Source organism: Pantoea sp. EKM103V, assembly GCF_011800365.1.
GTDB classification, from domain to species: Bacteria; Pseudomonadota; Gammaproteobacteria; order Enterobacterales; family Enterobacteriaceae; genus Pantoea; species Pantoea anthophila.
The window spans coordinates 98,973-117,420 of the sequence record NZ_JAALFQ010000010.1 but is presented as its reverse complement, the minus strand read 5'-3'; the positions used below and the strand labels follow the sequence as shown (position 1 = coordinate 117,420).

Sequence of the window (18,448 nt, the reverse complement as noted above, 5' to 3'; positions counted from 1 at the left end):
CCCGGACCCAGAAGTATTCACAACACAATATCCGGGGGCAATATTACGCGCCATGATTCCTTTCTCCGTTCGTTATAAACCCGACATGATGAGTAATACAGACAGACGGCAGTACCGGTATGGATAAAAAGCTGGAGTAAATATAAATAATTCCGTTAAGCAATGCAAAAGTGTTGAGCCCTGCCAGAGGCCATTCTAGCGACAGCCTGAAAATAACTGTCTGACGGTTTTCAGCCCAATACTTGCTATCCAGCTTGATACGGAGTGGCTCCCTCGCTTTCCCTGCTGAATCCGGACGAGGAAAATACGTGCCGCCGCTTCAGCGTGTTTTCATATCCCTTACAGCCGATCAGCCGGGTAGACCACCCGCACAATGCGCAGCCGTCGTTCAGATAAATTATTCACTGCCATCCGGGACTTTTACCGCAGAGAGCCACGCAAACCGCCGCGCTATCCGTTACGCTTACATCACCGCACCGCTTGAGGCATAACTCCGGGCGGCAGCTTCAATTCGTCACCGGTTGCCGCTCTTTTTCACGGCAGGGTTTACACTTACAGCAACGTTGCCCGGAACTGACCCTATGAATCGCAATCAGAGTGCCGCTCTCATCCTGTTGCTGACTGCGCTGTGCAGTGGCAGCGTGGCGGCCAGCGCATGCCGGCCGCAGAGCACAACCATCACCAACAGCAATAACCTGATTCTGCTCGGCGGCAATGCCAAAGGCGCAGTGAAGCAGGTGATTGCGGGGGAATTTGGCAAGGATGTGAATTCTCAAAAGCGGGTGCTGGGCCAGTTTGACGCCTGCGGCGACCTGACCGTGGCTGACGTCAGCTATGACAAAAATGAGCGCAACGTTATCCTCAGTATGGAGCAGCACATTGCCAGAGTGCAGGGCGGCTGGGTGGCGGAATATGCCTGGCTGGTGAAAGTGCTGAAAGAGGGCAAGGAAGTCGTGGTCGACAACCGACAGGGCACGATTAACTGGCAGAAAGGGGAGCATGGCAATATCACCAGCGCCTCTGACAAATTTATCAGCATGGGAAAAAGCGGTTTTACCGACACGACCTATCGCTATGATCGCCAGTTGCGCCTGGAGAAGAGCGTGGCGCGCGGCAGCGACCCGACGACCAACGGCGAGTTTCACTATCACTGGAATCCAAAGGGACTGGTGACACGCACCACTTCCGCCCGCAGCACGGACAACTACACCTACGATCCGCAATGGCGTGAAGTGCGTCTGAACGGCACGGCCACCACGCCGCTGAGCACCATCCGCTCGGTGGACGAGTGCCAGTCATGGGATGAGGTCGGTAACTGCACCCTGAGCTACCTGCATGAGACCGAAATCTTCACGCGCGGCACCATCGAACGCCACCTCAGTTCTGCCTATAAATATGAGTACTGGGATCAGCCTGCGGCGGAGGAGTAACGGGCGATCGGTACATCGCCCGTTGGCGGCTTATTTCACTGTCTGGCTGAAGGCATCCAGCGCCAGCAGGGCGTTGGCAATATCTTCCGGTGACAGATGAGGATTCAGGTTTTTTAGCGTATCCCCCTCACTGTTGGCCAGAGCGCCCACTTTCACCAGATTCTCCCAGCTTTCATTTTCAAGATGCATCTCGCGGAGCGTGGTCGGCATGTTGATAGAGCGATAGAAACGGATGTAGCGCGCAATTTCCTCGTCCGGACGCTGCTCAAGCACCATCTGCGTCAGTGTGCCATAGGCAACTTTTTCGCCGTGGGTCAGATGATGAATGTCACCATCAATGGCGGTAAAACCATTGTGAATGGCGTGAGCGGCTGCCAGCCCGCCGTTTTCAAAGCCCAGTCCTGAGAGCAGCGTATTCGCCTCAACCACCGCTTCCACGGCGGGCGTGACCCGTTTTTCGCTCACGGCGATATAGGCGCTGTAACCCCACTTGAGCAGTGTTTCTTCGCAGGCACGGGCAATCGCCAGTCCGGCAAGGGTCGGATCGCCGTTGACCATGGATTTCGCATGGGAACGCGCCACGGCCTGCGCTTCAACCCAGGTGGCCAGCCCATCGGCAATGCCAGAGGCAAAGAGTCGCGCAGGCGCACTGGCGCAGACAGCCGTATCCACCAGCACCAAATCAGGGTTTTTGCTGTAGAAGCGATAGCTCTCAAATACGCCACTGTCAGAGTAGATGACTGACAGAGCGCTGCAGGGGGCATCGGTAGAGGCAATGGTCGGCACGATGGCTACCGGCTGCTGAAGTTCGTCCGCTACCGCCTTAACCGTGTCCAGCGTTTTGCCGCCGCCCAGTCCGACAATCACGTTACAACCCTGGCGCTTCGCCAGCGCACTGAGACGGGTGATCTCATTGCTGGAGGCCTCGCCGTTAAATTGCTGCCAGCTGAATTTCACTCCCGCGGACTGCAACGTCTGTTGCGTCCGTTCACCAATCAGCTTCCAGACAACCTCATCCGCCACCAGAAAAGCCTGATCGCCCAGTTCAGTCAGCAACGTTCCCAGCTCGTCCAGTACACCTGCGCCCTGCACATATTTACGGGGTGATGAAAAAATAAATTTACTCATAATCACGTCTCCTTAATATGAATAGCCCGACCCGATCCAGCCTGGCACAATCCGCCCGGCATGGCAGGTGATCCCGCGCATTACGCTGTCAGGGCTGTTAAGCTGCCTGAACACCCCTTACCGGGTGAAACAACGGAGAATCATTATGAGCGCCACGCTCTTTTCATTTCTGTTTGCGATAACCATTCTGACGCTCACGCCTGGGTTTGACACCGCGCTGGTGCTGCGAACGGCCATTGCGCAGGGCTGGCAGCGCGCCTGGGCGACAGCGCTGGGTGTGACGCTGGGTTGTCTGCTCTGGGGGATCGCCGTCGGGCTGGGGCTGGGGGCGCTGCTGATGGCGTCTGAGATTGCCTATAACCTGCTGAAATGGCTCGGCGCGGCCTGGCTCTGCTATCTGGGCGTCAGGTTGCTGGTCACCCCGCGCCAGCAGTCGCCTGCTGTAGCTCAGCCCGCGGTTCGCCAGCAGGGCTATCTGGCCTGCTTCAGTCGGGGATTGATGGGCAACCTGCTGAATCCAAAAGTGGGGATCTTTTACGTCACCTTTCTGCCTCAGTTCATTCCGTCCGGAGCGTCAGTGCCGCTCTGGTGCAGCCTGATGGCGCTGGCTCACATGCTGCTGGGGCTGGTCTGGAATGCGGTGCTGATTGGCGGCAGCCACTTTTTCGCCGGTCATCTGCAAAAACCTGCGGTGCTGAAGGTGATGGATCGTTTGACCGGCTGCGTGTTTATTGGATTTGCGGCGAAACTGGCCTTGTCCCGCCGCTGAGACGTCAGGGTTTGGTGGCGACCAGCACGGCACGCAGGGGAGCGGGGTAGCCCTCAATCGTTTTGCTGGCGTCATCGGGGTCGAGAAACTCTGCCAGGGATTCGCTGGTCATCCAGTCGGTCCGGCGCTGCTCTTCCGTGGTGGTGCGGGCAAAATCAACGATCCGCACATCCACAAACCCGCTTTTTTCCAGCCAGCTCTTCAGGGCCTCGGCTGACGGAATAAAGAAGACGTTGCGCATCTGGGCATAGCGCTCGCCGGGCACCAGAACCTGATTCACATCGCCCTCAATCACCAGCGTTTCCAGCACCAGCTCGCCGCCGCTGACCAGCTGGTTTTTGAGCTGTAACAGGTGATCCAGCGGGGAGCGACGATGATAGAGCACCCCCATAGAGAAGACGGTATCAAACGCCTGCAGTGCCGGTAACTGCTCGATCCCCAGCGGCAGCATGTGCGCCCGGCGATCGTCATTGAGCAGCTTGCGCACGGCTTCAAACTGCACCAGGAAGAGCTGCATCGGATCGATGCCGACCACCAGATGCGCACCGGCACCGATCATGCGCCACATGTGATAGCCGCTGCCACAGCCCACATCAAGCACGGTGCGGCCCGCCAGGGGGGAGATATGTGGCAACACGCGCTCCCACTTCCAGTCAGATCGCCACTCGGTGTTGATGTGCGTGCCATAGAGGGAGTAAGGCCCTTTGCGCCACGGCATCAGGTTACGCAGTAATTTCTCAATGCCCTGACGATGGCGATCGCTGATGTCATCACGGTCGGCGGTGACGCTGTGCAGCAGGTCCAGCTTCTGGGGCGCGAGCAGCGGCAGATACTCCAGCGACTTGTACCAGTCCCGGAAGTGGCCGTGCAGGTTTTCCCGCTGCCATTCGCTGATTTGAGCCGGTAATACTTCCAGCCACTTCGCCAGCGGGCCTACCGCAATTTGCTGATAAAAACGGCCAAAGTCGATCATTTCAACGCCACCAGTGAACCAAAATTAAAGCACTGGAACCAGAGTTCGGCGTGCGGGAAACCGGCCTGCTTCAGGCGGGCTTTGTGGGCTTCAACGCTGTCGGTCAGCATCACGTTTTCCAGCATGCTGCGCTTCTGGCTGATTTCCAGTTCGCTGTACCCGTTGGCGCGCTTGAAGTCATGATGCATGTTAAATAACAGCTCACCGACTTCCGCATCTTCAAAACTGAACTTCTCAGACAGCACCAGCGCGCCACCCGGTTTCAGTCCCTGCCAGATTTTCGTCAGCAGCGCCAGGCGTGCAGGCGGCTCCAGAAACTGTAACGTGAAGTTGAGCACCACCAGCGAGGCGTTCTCAATCTCAATATCGCGGATATCCGCTTCCAGCACCGTCACCGGCGTATCGGCGCGGAAGGCATCCAGATGACGACGGCAGCGCTCCACCATCGCGGGCGAGTTATCCACCGCGATGATCTCACAACCCGGCACATGAATATTGCGCCGCACCGACAGGGTGGCTGCGCCCAGTGAGCAGCCCAGGTCATACACCCGGCTCTGCGGGGTAACAAAACGTTCTGCCAGCATGCCAATCATCGAAATGATGTTGGAGTAGCCAGGCACCGAGCGCTGAATCATGTCAGGAAAGACTTCAGCCACGCGCTCGTCAAAAGTCCAGTCGCCCAGTTTTGCAATGGGCGCTGAGAAGAGTTGATCGCGGTCAGACATATCGAAAATCCGAAGAGACGACGGAAAGGGCGCTATTCTGGCAGAAAGTGGGGCAGGCTGCACCCCTTAACCCCGCCCCGCTTAATGGAGCGACAGCACCAGATCCCAGGGGAGATAGATCAGGTTAAAAATAACCATGCCGCAGAGGGAAAACAGCGTCAGCATCATGCCATATTTGCGACCGGTCATTGCGCTGTTGCGTAATCCCCAGGCGTGCAGAAACCGGCCGATGAAAAACAGCAGCGCGGTGAGGTGCACCATCCAGATATCCGCGCCGTTCATCTCCATCACGACCAGCAGCAGCAGCGCCAGGGGAATGGTTTCGATGGCGTTACCGTGAATGCGAATCGCCATTTTCAGGTCGTGATAGCCGCCGTCGCCATACGCCACGCGATAAAAACGGCGGAAACGCACGACGTCCAGCGTGAATTTCATGATCAGTAAGGCACCCAGTACCACGTATAACGCGCTTATCATTGTCACTCCGGTACGCATTCAGAAGAGGGACTATTCTATCCAGCGTTCGGCACGCTGTCCCGTATGGCGTTCAAAACAGTGATGCCTGCTGCGGCCAGTCTGGCCCGTCACCGATGGCCGGATCGATCTCTTGCAGCTGCGGCCACAGCGCCTGCACCAGTGGAAAAACCTGGCCCATATCGGGCGTGTGCAGAAACAGCATGGCGTCACCCTGCTGCTGCCACTCGGCCAGTTTGCTGCGCCAGATCTGAAACAGCGGCACGCTCTCTTCCACACTGTCGCTGCCGATAAAGCGCACCATCGGCTGTGAACCGGTGCGCAGCGCGTGGGGCGGCACCCGCGGTTTCTGCGCGCGGGCGGCCAGCGCGGCCGGACTCTGTGACGTGGAAGCATGCACCGGACGGCTGTCGAGCATCACGCGATTGATGCCGCGTGCCAGCAGGCCGCGGTTCAGCGCCCGCTCCGCCTCGCCTTTAGCAAAGAACGCGGGATGGCGCACCTCCACCCCGTAGTGAAAACGGCGTGGCAGGCTGTCGAGAAAACGCCACAGGTCATCGAGCTGCGGCGGGGAGAAGCTGGCAGGCAGCTGCAGCCAGTACTGACCGATGCGATCGGCCAGCGGCTCCATCAGGCGCAGAAAATCGGTCAGCAGATCGTCGCTGTGCTGCAGCGCCGCCTGATGGCTGATGGTGTTGGGAAACTTAAAGCAGAAGCGAAATGCCTCATGCGTCATGTCGCGCCAGCGCATCACCGTTTCGGCATTTGGCAGCGCATACAGCGTGGTGTTTCCCTCCACACAATGGAAATAGCGTGCATAGTCCGCCAGGCTTTCAATGCCCCAGCGTTTCCAGTGTGAGTGCTGCCACTGGGGCAGGCCAATACGCAGTGTCACGCGCGCTCCTCGCGGCCGGTTAAGATACCCTATTATCTGTCAGGCTCAGGCAGGGGGGCAAATGCACAGAGGAAATCGGTGCTTTGGCGCGGATATGTTTATCCTGCCTGGCTTTTTCCATTATAATGGCCGCCATTTTTGCGACAGCATCGCATCAGGTAACGCGGCCGGATGCTGTCAGCTGCAGCGGCGAAGTTAAAAGGATAGTGTTATGCGTACAGAATATTGCGGACAGCTCAATCTGTCTCATGTGGGTCAGCAAGTCACGCTTTGCGGCTGGGTAAACCGCCGTCGCGATCTGGGCAGTCTGATTTTTATCGACATGCGCGACCGTGAAGGCATCGTACAGGTGTTCTTCGATCCCGATCGTCAGGACGCATTTAAGCTGGCTTCTGAACTGCGTAACGAATTCTGCATCCAGATTACCGGTACCGTGCGTGCGCGTGATGAGAAGAACAAAAACAGCGACATGGCAACCGGTGAAGTGGAAGTGTTCGCCCAGGAACTGACCATCATCAACCGCTCTGAACCCCTGCCGCTGGACTCTAATCAGACCAACAGCGAAGAAGCGCGCCTGAAGTATCGCTATCTGGATCTGCGTCGCCCGGAGATGGTGGCTCGTCTGAAAACCCGCGCCCGCATCACCAGCTTTGTGCGTCGCTTTATGGATGACGAAGGCTTCCTGGATATTGAAACCCCGATGCTGACCAAAGCGACACCGGAAGGTGCGCGTGATTATCTGGTGCCAAGCCGGGTTCACAAAGGTAAATTCTATGCGCTGCCGCAGTCACCTCAGCTGTTCAAACAGCTGCTGATGATGTCCGGTTTTGATCGCTACTATCAGATCGTGAAATGCTTCCGCGATGAAGATTTACGTGCCGATCGTCAGCCTGAATTTACCCAGATCGATGTTGAAACCTCATTCATGACCGCGCCACAGGTGCGTGAAACCATGGAGCGTCTGATTCGCAACCTGTGGCTGGACGTCAAGGGTGTGGATCTCGGTGAGTTTCCGCAGATGACTTTTGCGGAAGCGATGCACCGCTACGGCTCCGACAAGCCGGACCTGCGTAACCCGATGGAGCTGGTGGACGTAGGCGACCTGCTGAAAAACGTCGAATTCCAGGTCTTCTCTGGCCCGGCCAACGATGAAAAAGGCCGCGTCGCCGCGCTGCGCGTGCCGACCGGTGCACAGCTGAGCCGTAAGCAGATTGATGAGTATGGCAAGTTTGTCGAAATATACGGCGCGAAAGGCCTGGCGTGGATGAAGGTCAATGTCCGTGCCGATGGACTGGAGGGCGTGCAGAGCCCGGTTGCCAAATTCCTGAATGCGGAGATCGTTGAGGGCATCCTGAGCCGTACCGGCGCGCAGGATGGCGACATCATCTTCTTTGGTGCTGACCGCGCCAGAGTGGTGGCTGACGCACTGGGTGCCCTGCGCCTGAAGGTAGGTCGCGAGCTGAACCTCACCGACGAGAACGCCTGGGCACCGCTGTGGGTAATCGACTTCCCGATGTTCGAAGAGGACGAAGAGGGCGGTCTGGCCGCAATGCACCATCCATTCACGGCGCCAAAAGAGATGAGCGCCGAAGAGCTGGCGACCGATCCGACCCGTGCCGTGGCGAACGCCTACGACATGGTGATCAACGGTTACGAAGTGGGCGGCGGTTCTGTGCGTATCCACAACGGCAACATGCAGCAGACGGTGTTCAGCATTCTGGGTATTGAAGAGCACGAGCAGCGTGAGAAATTTGGCTTCCTGCTGGACGCGCTGAAGTTCGGTACGCCGCCGCATGCGGGCCTGGCGTTTGGTCTGGACCGTCTGACCATGCTGCTGACCGGCACCGACAACATCCGTGACGTGATCGCCTTCCCGAAAACCACGGCAGCCGCCTGTATGATGACCGAAGCGCCAAGCGAAGCGAACCCGGCTTCCCTGCTGGAGCTGGGCATTCAGGTGGTTAAAAAAGAAAAGCCTGAGAATAAATAATGGGCTATAAACACCCGGTTTCAGTGCTGGTAGTGATTTCGGCGCGTGATACTGGCCGGGTGTTGATGCTGCAGCGGCGTGACGATCCCGCGTTCTGGCAGTCGGTCACCGGCAGCCTGGAGCCGGGTGAGTCTCCGCTGGCGACCGCCTGTCGCGAAGTGAATGAAGAGGTCGGTATTGATGTGCTGGCTGAGCGTCTGGAGATGGAAGATTGTCAGCGTCAAATCGACTTTGAAATCTTTCCTCATTTCCGCCATCGCTATGCACCGGATGTCACCCATAATCACGAGCACTGGTTTCGCCTGCAACTGCCAGCGGAGCGCGATGTGAGGCTGACCGAACATCTGGCCTTTCGCTGGCTGACAGCGGCGGAGGCGGCAGCATTGACCCGTTCATGGAGTAACCGCCAGGCAATCGAAGAGTTCGCCTGAAAACCTGTCGCCGCCCGCTATTCCGGCGACGGAGAGATGATAAGTTGAATCGGGTGAGTGTTAACACAACGACACCACACTATTAAACAGTCGGGCGTCATCGCCGCCGCGACAATGTTCCCCGCCAGCAAGAGGGCACCCGCGGCAGGTTGACCGCGAGGATGACGCGCAGGCTCGCCCGTCACGGGCTGACAGGTTACGACCTGTCTGAGCTACGCCGGAGGACAGGATCGCAGCCAGATCGCCCGCACCCTGTAAAAGATCGGAGAGAAGAGAAAATGGCAGGACACAGTAAGTGGGCTAACACCAAACACCGTAAGGCGGCGCAGGACGCGAAGCGCGGCAAAATCTTCACCAAAATCATTCGTGAACTGGTGACGGCAGCCAAGCTGGGCGGCGGCGATCCGGGGTCTAACCCCCGTCTGCGTGCGGCGATGGATAAAGCACTGTCTAACAACATGACGCGTGACACCATGGATCGCGCCATCGCGCGCGGTGTGGGCGGCGATGACAACGCCAACATGGAAACCATCATCTATGAAGGTTACGGTCCGGGTGGCTCCGCCATTATGATTGAATGCCTCAGTGACAACCGCAACCGTACCGTTGGCGAAGTGCGTCACGCCTTCACCAAAACCGGCGGCAACCTGGGAACTGACGGCTCCGTGGCCTACCTGTTTAACAAAAAAGGCGTCATCTCCTATGCGCCAGGCCAGGATGAAGATGCGGTCATGGAAGCGGCGCTGGAAGCGGGTGCTGAAGATGTGGTCAGCTACGACGATGGCGCGATTGATGTCTTCACCGCATGGGAAGAGATGGGCAGCGTGCGTGATGCACTGGAAGCCGTCGGCCTGAAAGCGGATACCGCAGAAGTGTCGATGATCCCGACCACCAAAGCGGAAATGGATGCGGAAACCGCACCGAAACTGCTGCGTCTGATCGACATGCTGGAAGACTGCGACGATGTGCAGGAGGTTTATCACAACGGTGAAATCTCCGACGAGGTGGCGGAAACGCTGTAATGGCGTTGACCATCACCGCTTCAACCGGAGAGGCGTAATGTCGATTATCCTGGGTATCGATCCCGGCTCACGCATCACCGGTTATGGGGTTATTCGTCAGACTGGCCGCCAGCTCACCTACCTGGGCAGCGGCTGTATCCGCACCAACACCGCCGAGCTTCCCGCCCGCCTGAAGCTGATTTATGCGGGCGTCTGCGAAATCATCACGCAGTTCGCACCCGATTACTTCGCCATTGAACAGGTGTTTATGGCAAAGAATGCTGACTCGGCGCTGAAGCTGGGTCAGGCTCGCGGTGCGGCGATTGTTGCTGCGGTCAACCACGACCTGCCGGTGTTTGAATATGCTGCCCGTCAGGTTAAGCAGACGGTGGTAGGCATCGGCAGCGCCGAGAAAAGCCAGGTGCAGCACATGGTGCGGACCCTGCTGAAGTTACCGGCAAACCCGCAGGCGGATGCCGCGGATGCCCTGGCCATTGCGATTACGCACTGTCACGTGGCACAGAATGCGACGCGGATGAGTGACAGCAAGCTGGTACTCACGCGCGGACGATTGCGATCCGGTTAAGGGTCGCGGCACCGTCTCACTCTCAGGCTGGATATTCATCCAGCCTTTTTTATGTTATAAAATCCGCCACATTCGTAAGTTAAGGAAGCATTCAGGTGATAGGTCGTTTACGGGGCAACATTCTGGAAAAGCAGCCGCCACTGGTGCTGCTTGAGGCACACGGCGTCGGCTATGAAATTTACATGCCTATGACCTGTTTTTATGAGCTGCCTGAACTTCAGCACGAAGCGGTGATTTTTACCCACTTTGTGGTGCGCGAAGATGCCCAGCTGCTGTTTGGTTTTAACAGCAAGCAGGAGCGCACGCTGTTCCGCGAACTGATCAAAGTGAATGGCGTCGGGCCAAAACTGGCGCTGGCGATCCTCTCCGGCATGTCGGCGCAGCAGTTTGTGACCGCGGTGGAAAAAGAGGAGATCGCGTCGCTGGTGAAACTGCCCGGCGTGGGTAAAAAGACCGCCGAGCGTCTGGTGGTGGAGATGAAGGACCGCTTTAAAGGGATGCACGGCGACCTGTTTGGCGGTGATTCAGCCTTTACACTCACCACGCCAGGGCCGGAAGCGGAAACTAACGATGCGGAAGCGGAAGCGGTTGCAGCGCTGGTATCACTGGGTTATAAACCGCAGGAAGCGAGCCGTATGATCAGTAAAGTCGGTCGACCGGATGCGGATTGTGAAACCCTGATCCGCGAAGCGCTACGCGCCGCCATTTGAGGTAAGTGATGATAGAAGCCGACCGTCTGGTCTCCGCTGCCAGCGTTAACGAAGAAGAGATTATCGATCGCGCCATCCGGCCAAAGCTGCTGAATGAGTATGTCGGACAGCCACAGGTGCGTGAGCAGATGGAGATTTTCATCAAGGCCGCGCAGCTGCGCGGTGATGCGCTTGATCATCTGCTGATCTTCGGTCCGCCGGGGCTGGGTAAAACCACCCTGGCGAACATCGTCGCTAACGAGATGGGCGTTAACCTGCGCACCACCTCGGGCCCGGTACTGGAAAAAGCCGGGGATCTGGCGGCGATGCTGACCAACCTTGAGCCGCACGACGTGCTGTTCATTGATGAAATCCACCGCCTCTCGCCGGTCGTGGAAGAGGTGCTCTATCCGGCGATGGAAGATTATCAGCTGGATATCATGATTGGTGAAGGCCCGGCAGCCCGTTCGATTAAGCTCGACCTGCCGCCGTTTACCCTGATTGGTGCCACCACCCGTGCCGGCTCACTGACTTCGCCACTGCGCGACCGCTTTGGCATTGTGCAGCGGCTGGAGTTCTATCAGGTTAAGGATCTGCAGCACATCGTGGGCCGCAGCGCCGCCTGTCTCGGTCTGGCGCTGAGTGACGACGGTGCGTTAGAGATCGCCCGCCGCGCCCGCGGCACGCCGCGTATCGCCAACCGTCTGCTGCGCCGGGTTCGTGACTTCGCCGAAGTCCGGGCCAACGGTGAGATGAGCGGTGAAGTCTCCTGCAGTGCGCTTGATATGCTCAATGTGGACAGTGAAGGCTTCGACTATATGGACCGCAAGCTGCTGCTGGCCATTATCGATAAGTTTATGGGTGGGCCGGTCGGACTGGACAACCTGGCGGCGGCCATCGGTGAAGAGCGCGAAACCATCGAAGATGTGATTGAACCCTTCCTGATTCAGCAGGGCTTCATTCAGCGCACACCGCGTGGCCGTCTCGCCACGCAGCATGCTTATCGTCACTTCGGCATTACGCGCGAAGATTAAACGGCGGGCTTGCGCACCATGCTGAAGATAAACAGGATGGCGGCGCACAGCACCACTGACGGGCCGGCTGGCGTATCATAGAACGCGGAGAAGGTCAGCCCGCCGGTTACAGCGATGACCCCGATCACTACCGCGACGGCTGCCATGCCTTCCGGCGAACGAACAAAACGCCGGGCGGTCGCCGCCGGTATGATCAGCAGCGACGTGATAATCAGCGCCCCCACGAACTTCATCGCGACACCGATGGTCAGTGCGGTGATCAGCATCAGGATCAGCCGGGTGCGCTGAATATTGACGCCATCCACCTGCGCCAGCTCCGGGCTGATGGTCATCGACAGCAGCGATCGCCACTGCCATGCCATCACCAGCAGCACGACCACCACGCCACCGCCCATCATCCAGAGATCGTCAGGCGTCACCGCCAGCAGATCGCCGAACAGATAGGCCATCAGATCGACGCGCACATTCTTCATCAGGCTGACGACCACCAGACCCAGTGACAGCGCGCTGTGCGCCATGATCCCCAGCAACGTGTCGATTGCCAGATGGGGGCGCCGTTCCAGCCAGACCAGACCCAGCGCCAGGCAGACCGTCACCAGAATGACCGCATAGTAAGGATTAACGTTAAACAGCAGGCCAAACGCCACGCCGAGCAGGGAGGCGTGTGCCAGAGTGTCACCGAAGTAGGACATCTTGCGCCAGACGACAAACGATCCCAGTGGGCCGGCAGCCAGCGCTAACATCACGCCGCCTATCCAGCCCGGTAATAACAACTCAATCATGATGAACCCTGTCCTTTGCGTAAAACGATACGTCCCTGAAGGTCGTGACGGTGATTATGATGGTGACGGTATATCGCCAGCTCCTGCGCACCGCGCGGACCAAACATGGCGATAAATTCAGGATGCTGTGACACCGCTTCGGGGGTACCGGAACAGCAGATGTGGTGATTCAGGCAGAGCACTTCATCCGTTTTGGCCATCACCAGGTGGAGGTCGTGAGAGACCATCATCACGCCGCAGTTCAGTTCAACGCGCAGCTGATTGATCAGATCATAGAGGGCGACCTGACCGTTGACATCCACCCCCTGCGTCGGCTCGTCCAGCACCAGCAGCTGAGGCTGGTTGAGCAGGGCGCGCGCCAGCAGCACACGCTGCGTTTCGCCGCCCGAGAGTTTTTGCAGCGGCGCGTTGAGTAAGTGGCCCGCCTGCACGCGTTTCAGGGCGGGGAGGATCTCCGCCTGTTTACTGCCGCGGGTCAGACGCATAAAGCGTTCGACGGTCACCGGCAGCGTTGGATCGATATGCAGTTTCTGTGGCACATAGCCTATACGCAGATCGGCATGGCGCTGAACCGTGCCGCTGGTGGGGGCGAGCAAACCCAGCACCACACGGACGAGCGTAGACTTACCGGCGCCGTTAGGCCCGAGCAGGGTGAGAATACGGCCAGGCTGCAACGCCAGGCTGACGCCCGATAAGACGTTGCGCTGGTTAAATTTTATCGAAACGTTATCAAGTGTGACAAGTGAGGTCATAGTATTTACAGGTTGCACAGAATTTCGAATGTTATAATATCACACTCCACTTCATGGTCACGATGGAATGACGCAATATGTTACATAATAAAAAAGGCGCAATTTTCGCCTTATCGGCCCTCGCTGTTTCAGCTTCGTTAACCCTTCCTGCAGAGGCAAACGTCGTCGCCTCATTAAAACCGGTCGGTTTTATCGCCGCAGCCATTGCCGATGGTGTTACCCCGGTTGATGTTCTGCTGCCAGATGGTGCCTCTGAACACGATTATGCCCTGCGCCCCTCTGATGCAAAACGCTTAAAAAACGCGGACTTAGTCGTCTGGGTTGGCCCTGAAATGGAAGCGTTTATGGCGAAGTCTGCATCTGAACTTCCGGCCAAAAAAAATCTCGCTATGGTCGACATCGACGGCGTAAAACCGTTATTGATTAGCGGCGGTGAAGATGAAGATGAACACGCAGCGGAAAATTCTGAAGAACAGGATGCCGATGCACATCACCATCATCACGGTGAGTTTAATATGCACCTCTGGTTGTCGCCAGAGATCGCGCGCAAGACCGCGGTTGCAATCCATGGAAAATTATTGGAACTTATGCCGCAAGATAAAGCCAAACTTGACGCCAACCTCCAGCAGTTTGAGGTAGCGTTGGCAGACACGGACAAACGCGTTAGCGCACAACTTGCTCCGGTCAGAAATAAAGGATATTTCGTTTTTCACGACGCTTACACGTACTTTGAAAAGCACTACGGTCTCTCGCCTGCCGGGCATTTTACCGTGAATCCTGAAATTCAGCCGGGCGCACAGCGTTTACACCAGATACGAACACAGTTGGTTGAGCAAAAGGCGGTCTGCGTCTTTGCTGAGCCACAATTCAGGCCAGCAGTCATCGATGCTGTTGCCCGCGGAACGCAGGTGCATAAAGGCACGCTCGACCCGCTGGGGACAGACATCAGTCTGGCAAAAGACAGCTATGTGAAATTCCTCTCACAGCTGTCGGGCCAGTATGAAAGCTGCCTGAAAGGAGCATGAGGAATAGGTAAAAGTGCAGCAGATAGCCCGCTCTGTCGCCCTCGCATTTAATAATTTGCCGCGCCCCCACCGCGTAATGCTGGGTTCTTTAACTGTAGTCACTCTGGCCGTCGCTGTCTGGCGGCCTTATGTTTACCATCCCACCGATGACGTGACGCCTATCGTCAAAACGATCGAGCTGGACAAAAGTGAACTTCGTACGCTGCTGCCAGAAGCGAGTGAGCCTATCGATCAGAGCACACCGGAACCGGACGAAGAGCTGTCTGCAGACGATGTCGACACCGACGTGCCGGATACGGCAGGCGTGCATGACTACACCGTCTCTTCCGGCGATACGCTGAGCAGCGCCCTGAATCAGTATGGCATCGATATCGCTGACATCAATGCGCTGGTGGTGAGCGACCGCGACCTGCGAAATCTGCAGGTGGGTCAGCAGCTGAGCTGGACGCTGGATGATGATGGCGGTCTGAAAACCCTGAGCTGGGAAATCTCCCGTCGTGAAACCCGCACCTATGAGCGCACCCCGAAGGGTGGCTTTAAGATGGAAGCGGAGATGCAGAAGGGCGAATGGCGCAACAGTGTCATGCAGGGCGAAGTGCGTGGCAGTTTTGCTGCCAGTGCCATGCGGGCCGGACTGAGCGGCGCTGAAGCAAGCGCCGTCATTAAAGCGATGCAGTGGCAGATGGACTTCCGCAAGCTGCGTGCCGGTGATCAGTTCAGCGTTCTCATGTCGCGCGAAATGCTGGACGGTAAAAGTGCACAGAGCCAGTTGCTGGGCGTGCGCCTGCGCAGCGGGGGCAAAGACTATTACGCGTTCCGTGCCGAAGATGGCAAGTTCTACGATCGCAGCGGCTCCGGCCTGGCGCGCGGCTTTATGCGCTTCCCGACGGTTAAGCAGTATCGTGTCTCCTCCAACTTTAATCCGCGCCGTCTGAACCCTGTGACGGGACGTATTGCGCCGCACAAGGGCGTCGACTTTGCACTGCCGATCGGCACGCCGGTACTGGCTGTCGGAGATGGCGAGATCGTCGTGGCGAAAAATGGCGGTGCCGCCGGTAACTATGTTGCCATTCGTCATGGCCGTCAGTATATGACGCGCTATATGCACATGAAGAAAGTGCTGGTGAAGCCGGGTCAGAAAGTGAAGCGCGGTGACCGTATCGGCTTGTCCGGTAATACCGGACGTTCAACCGGGCCGCACCTGCATTTTGAAATCTGGATCAATAATCAGGCGGTCAATCCATTAACGGCGAAACTGCCGCGCATGGAAGGCCTGACCGGTAAAGAGCGCAGCGAGTACCTGGCGCAGGTGAAATCCTGGCTGCCGCAGCTGGGCCTTAAGTAAGCGATTTTCATCAGGTTGCACAAAAACCGACGGTTTCCCCGTCGGTTTTTTGTTATCCGGACCGTGATGATTGCAAATTTGTTTGCCGCCACTATCATTAGCCGGTCATTGCTTGAGGCGAGTGCATGGAAACCCGTAAAAAAAATAACACTGAATTCATTCCCGTTTTTGAACGATCTTTTCTCAAACCGAAATACTGGGGCAGCTGGCTGGCGATTGGCGCACTGGCCGGCCTGGCTTATTTACCGCCAAAGGTGCGCGATCCGCTGTTAAGCCGCTTAGGCCGGTTCGCCGGTAAGCTGGCAAAGGGTGCGCGTCGTCGTGCGCTGATTAACCTCTATTACTGCCTGCCGGAACTCAGCGAAGCGCAACGCGCCACGCTGGTGGACGAAATGTTTGCGACAGCACCGCAGGCAATGACGATGATGACCGAGCTGGTGCTGCGCGATCCGGCCCGCATTCGTCAGCGTGTCGAATGGCATGGTCGTGAAATCATCGACCAGATGAAAGCCGCGCAGGAGAATGTAATTTTCCTGGTGCCGCACGGCTGGGCGGTGGATATTCCGGCCATGCTGCTGGCGTCAGAAGGGCAGAAGATGGCGGCGATGTTCCATAATCAGAGCGATCCGCTGCTCGATTATGCCTGGAACACCGCGCGTCGTCGTTTCGGTGGCCGGATGCATGCCCGAAATGATGGCATTAAGCCGTTTATCAGTTCGGTGCGCCAGGGCTACTGGGGCTACTATCTGCCCGATCAGGACCATGGTGCAGAGCACAGCGAGTTTGTTGACTTCTTCGCGACTTACAAAGCAACGCTGCCCGCAGTCGGGCGGCTGATGAAAGTGTGTCGGGCCCGCGTGGTGCCGCTGTTCCCGGTCTATAACAGTGAGCGGCATATTCTTGAAATCTATGTGCGTCCGCCGATGGATGATCTGCTTGAAGCGGATGATCATCAGCTGGCTCGCCGGATGAATGAAGAGGTGGAAATTTTTGTCCGCCCGCATCCTGAGCAGTACACGTGGATCCTCAAGCTGCTGAAGACCCGCAAAGAGGGTGACATCGAACCCTACTCGCGCAAAGAGCTCTATCCACGCAAATAGTCTGAAGGCCGCGCAAGCGGCCTTTTTTTATAACGCTTCCAGTTTGCTGCGACGCTTTCGCTCGCGCATAAACAGGATCACCAGACCAAACCACAGTACGCCACTGATAAAGTTGATCAGGCAGAACCAGAGTGTGCCACCGCTGAAGTAGCCACTCTTCGCCAGCTCAATCCCCACCGCCAGTGTCAGAATACTAATCATCCCCAGCATCGCTGCCACGCTGCCTTTACCCTCATTGCTGGCGTACAGCGTCAGGCGGTAGAGCCCGGCGTTCACCATGCCTGCACCAAAAGCGTAGAGGCTGAGACCGGCCGTAATCAGCAGATAGCCATGGCTGTTCAGCAGGCTCGCCACCAGCGCCAGGCTCAGACCGATCAGAATCGGCCAGGCAGCAAACTTTACCGGCTGCTCAATCGGCACGCGTCCCGCCAGCTTACTCAGCGTCAGGTTACCGGCGATCATCGCCAAAAAGACCGGAAGCTGCAGCAGGGCATACTGCATCCGCGACAGGCCTTCGTCATGCATCAGGATCACCGGCGAGAGGGCAACCCAGGTGAGGATCGGGATAAAGACCATGCCGATGGCAAAAGAGCCGGACATCACCAGCCGATCCTTCATCAGCCGGCCATAGTTGCGCGCCAGACTGGGCAGGGCGACAGAGTGACTGCGGTCGCCCGCGGTTTCGGGCATGACCCGCCACAGCACCGCAAACGCCACCAGGCTGCAGGCGGCAAACAGCCAGAACATGCTGCGCCAGCTGCCGACGGTCAGCCAGGCTGCACCGGCCAGCGGGCCGGCCAGGGGAGCCAGCAGCGCCACGTTGGCCATCAGCGCCATCATGCGCACCGCCAGCGCCTCATCAAAAGCTTCCTGAATCGCGGCATAACCCACTGCGCCAATAAAGCAGAGGCTGATGCCCTGAATAAAGCGCAGGCTTACAAATTCCTCAATGGAGCTGACCCAGTTGGTCAGGATACAGGCGATGGCAAAAAACAGGATGCCGGCGAGCATCACCGGGCGGCGGCCAAACTTATCAGAGAGCGGGCCAAGCAGCCATTGCAGTACCACGCCGCCAATCAGGTAGGCGGTCAGTGAGGTGGAGACCCACTCCGGGCCGACAGCAAATTCGCTGGTGACGATCAGCATGCCCGGCTGGATCATGTCGTGAGCAATATAGGTGGCAAACTCAAACAGCACTAATGCCAGAGGGAAAAGCAGAATCCGGCCGGTCAGCTGGCTGATGGGGTGAAAACGGGCCATCTGGCCTCCTTGTCAGAAAAGAAAACGCGACTGGCTGGCAGTCGCGTTACTGATTCTAC

The 18,448-nt window shown here is 57.6% G+C and carries 19 protein-coding genes; 11 read left to right on the top strand and 8 right to left on the bottom strand.

The features are described 5' to 3' along the window. Window positions 1-581 precede the first annotated feature (581 nt). Window positions 582-1,430, top strand: a complete 849-nt coding sequence (locus tag HFD97_RS18015; protein ID WP_167430730.1) for a hypothetical protein — start codon at window positions 582-584, stop codon at window positions 1,428-1,430. A 30-nt stretch (window positions 1,431-1,460) separates the two neighbouring features. Here the strand turns inward: HFD97_RS18015 and HFD97_RS18010 are convergent, their stop codons facing one another. Continuing rightward, a complete protein-coding gene (locus HFD97_RS18010; protein WP_046101995.1) occupies window positions 1,461-2,558 on the bottom strand; it encodes a glycerol dehydrogenase in 1,098 nt (365 codons plus the stop codon). A 145-nt stretch (window positions 2,559-2,703) separates the two neighbouring features. On the opposite strand from HFD97_RS18010, the gene HFD97_RS18005 reads away from it, so the two are divergent. Beyond that, the gene (locus tag HFD97_RS18005; protein ID WP_167430731.1) at window positions 2,704-3,327 is read left to right on the top strand and encodes a LysE family translocator; all 624 of its coding nucleotides are present in this window, start codon (window positions 2,704-2,706) and stop codon (window positions 3,325-3,327) included. Between the two features lie 4 nt (window positions 3,328-3,331). Here HFD97_RS18005 and cmoB read toward each other — a convergent pair whose 3' ends face one another. The 4 genes from cmoB to HFD97_RS17985 all read right to left on the bottom strand — a co-directional run bounded on the left by cmoB (window position 3,332) and on the right by HFD97_RS17985 (window position 6,394). Continuing rightward, window positions 3,332-4,300 carry a tRNA 5-methoxyuridine(34)/uridine 5-oxyacetic acid(34) synthase CmoB gene (cmoB, locus tag HFD97_RS18000; protein WP_058957334.1) on the bottom strand — a complete coding sequence of 323 codons (969 nt, stop codon included), beginning with the start codon at window positions 4,298-4,300 and terminating at the stop codon, window positions 3,332-3,334. Continuing rightward, window positions 4,297-5,025 (bottom strand): carboxy-S-adenosyl-L-methionine synthase CmoA, encoded by a 729-nt coding sequence (cmoA, locus tag HFD97_RS17995; protein ID WP_009089712.1) that lies wholly within the window; start codon window positions 5,023-5,025, stop codon window positions 4,297-4,299. The genes cmoB and cmoA overlap by 4 nt, the downstream gene beginning before the upstream one ends. Window positions 5,026-5,106: 81 nt before the next feature. Then, a complete protein-coding gene (locus HFD97_RS17990; RefSeq protein ID WP_009089714.1) occupies window positions 5,107-5,502 on the bottom strand; it encodes an MAPEG family protein in 396 nt (131 codons plus the stop codon). A gap of 70 nt (window positions 5,503-5,572) precedes the next feature. After that, window positions 5,573-6,394, bottom strand: coding sequence for a DUF72 domain-containing protein (locus tag HFD97_RS17985; RefSeq protein ID WP_167430732.1), 822 nt, complete (start codon window positions 6,392-6,394; stop codon window positions 5,573-5,575). A gap of 211 nt (window positions 6,395-6,605) precedes the next feature. Here HFD97_RS17985 and aspS point away from each other — a divergent pair, with 211 nt between their 5' ends. The 6 genes from aspS to ruvB all read left to right on the top strand — a co-directional run bounded on the left by aspS (window position 6,606) and on the right by ruvB (window position 12,125). Next, window positions 6,606-8,384, top strand: coding sequence for an aspartate--tRNA ligase (gene aspS / locus HFD97_RS17980; RefSeq protein ID WP_167430733.1), 1,779 nt, complete (start codon window positions 6,606-6,608; stop codon window positions 8,382-8,384). Beyond that, the gene (nudB, locus tag HFD97_RS17975) at window positions 8,384-8,815 is read left to right on the top strand and encodes a dihydroneopterin triphosphate diphosphatase (RefSeq protein WP_140923168.1); all 432 of its coding nucleotides are present in this window, start codon (window positions 8,384-8,386) and stop codon (window positions 8,813-8,815) included. Before aspS ends, nudB begins: the two co-directional genes overlap by 1 nt. Before the next feature lie 278 nt (window positions 8,816-9,093). Further along, entirely contained in the window at window positions 9,094-9,837 is a 744-nt protein-coding gene (locus HFD97_RS17970) for a YebC/PmpR family DNA-binding transcriptional regulator (protein ID WP_009089723.1), read from the top strand. Window positions 9,838-9,874: 37 nt separating this feature from the next. After that, window positions 9,875-10,402, top strand: coding sequence for a crossover junction endodeoxyribonuclease RuvC (gene ruvC / locus HFD97_RS17965; RefSeq protein ID WP_009089725.1), 528 nt, complete (start codon window positions 9,875-9,877; stop codon window positions 10,400-10,402). A 95-nt stretch (window positions 10,403-10,497) separates the two neighbouring features. Next, on the top strand, window positions 10,498-11,112 hold the full coding sequence (gene ruvA / locus HFD97_RS17960; RefSeq protein ID WP_046101988.1) for a Holliday junction branch migration protein RuvA: 615 nt from the start codon (window positions 10,498-10,500) through the stop codon (window positions 11,110-11,112). 8 nt (window positions 11,113-11,120) lie between these two features. Next, window positions 11,121-12,125 carry a Holliday junction branch migration DNA helicase RuvB gene (gene ruvB, locus HFD97_RS17955; RefSeq protein ID WP_009089728.1) on the top strand — a complete coding sequence of 335 codons (1,005 nt, stop codon included), beginning with the start codon at window positions 11,121-11,123 and terminating at the stop codon, window positions 12,123-12,125. Here the strand turns inward: ruvB and znuB are convergent. After that, window positions 12,122-12,907 (bottom strand): zinc ABC transporter permease subunit ZnuB, encoded by a 786-nt coding sequence (gene znuB / locus HFD97_RS17950; protein ID WP_009089730.1) that lies wholly within the window; start codon window positions 12,905-12,907, stop codon window positions 12,122-12,124. The genes ruvB and znuB overlap by 4 nt on opposite strands. Further along, window positions 12,904-13,659 carry a zinc ABC transporter ATP-binding protein ZnuC gene (gene znuC, locus HFD97_RS17945; protein WP_140923166.1) on the bottom strand — a complete coding sequence of 252 codons (756 nt, stop codon included), beginning with the start codon at window positions 13,657-13,659 and terminating at the stop codon, window positions 12,904-12,906. The genes znuB and znuC overlap by 4 nt, the downstream gene beginning before the upstream one ends. Window positions 13,660-13,736: 77 nt before the next feature. On the opposite strand from znuC, the gene znuA reads away from it, so the two are divergent. From znuA to lpxM, 3 genes are all read left to right on the top strand, one after another. Beyond that, window positions 13,737-14,684 (top strand): zinc ABC transporter substrate-binding protein ZnuA, encoded by a 948-nt coding sequence (znuA, locus tag HFD97_RS17940; protein ID WP_111207756.1) that lies wholly within the window; start codon window positions 13,737-13,739, stop codon window positions 14,682-14,684. 13 nt (window positions 14,685-14,697) lie between these two features. Next, window positions 14,698-16,029 (top strand): murein DD-endopeptidase MepM, encoded by a 1,332-nt coding sequence (gene mepM, locus HFD97_RS17935; protein WP_167430734.1) that lies wholly within the window; start codon window positions 14,698-14,700, stop codon window positions 16,027-16,029. Window positions 16,030-16,154: 125 nt separating this feature from the next. Beyond that, window positions 16,155-17,129, top strand: a complete 975-nt coding sequence (gene lpxM / locus HFD97_RS17930) for a lauroyl-Kdo(2)-lipid IV(A) myristoyltransferase (protein ID WP_111207757.1) — start codon at window positions 16,155-16,157, stop codon at window positions 17,127-17,129. A 27-nt stretch (window positions 17,130-17,156) separates the two neighbouring features. Here lpxM and HFD97_RS17925 read toward each other — a convergent pair whose 3' ends face one another. Next, window positions 17,157-18,389 carry an MFS transporter gene (locus HFD97_RS17925; protein ID WP_167430735.1) on the bottom strand — a complete coding sequence of 411 codons (1,233 nt, stop codon included), beginning with the start codon at window positions 18,387-18,389 and terminating at the stop codon, window positions 17,157-17,159. Window positions 18,390-18,448: the final 59 nt, after the last annotated feature.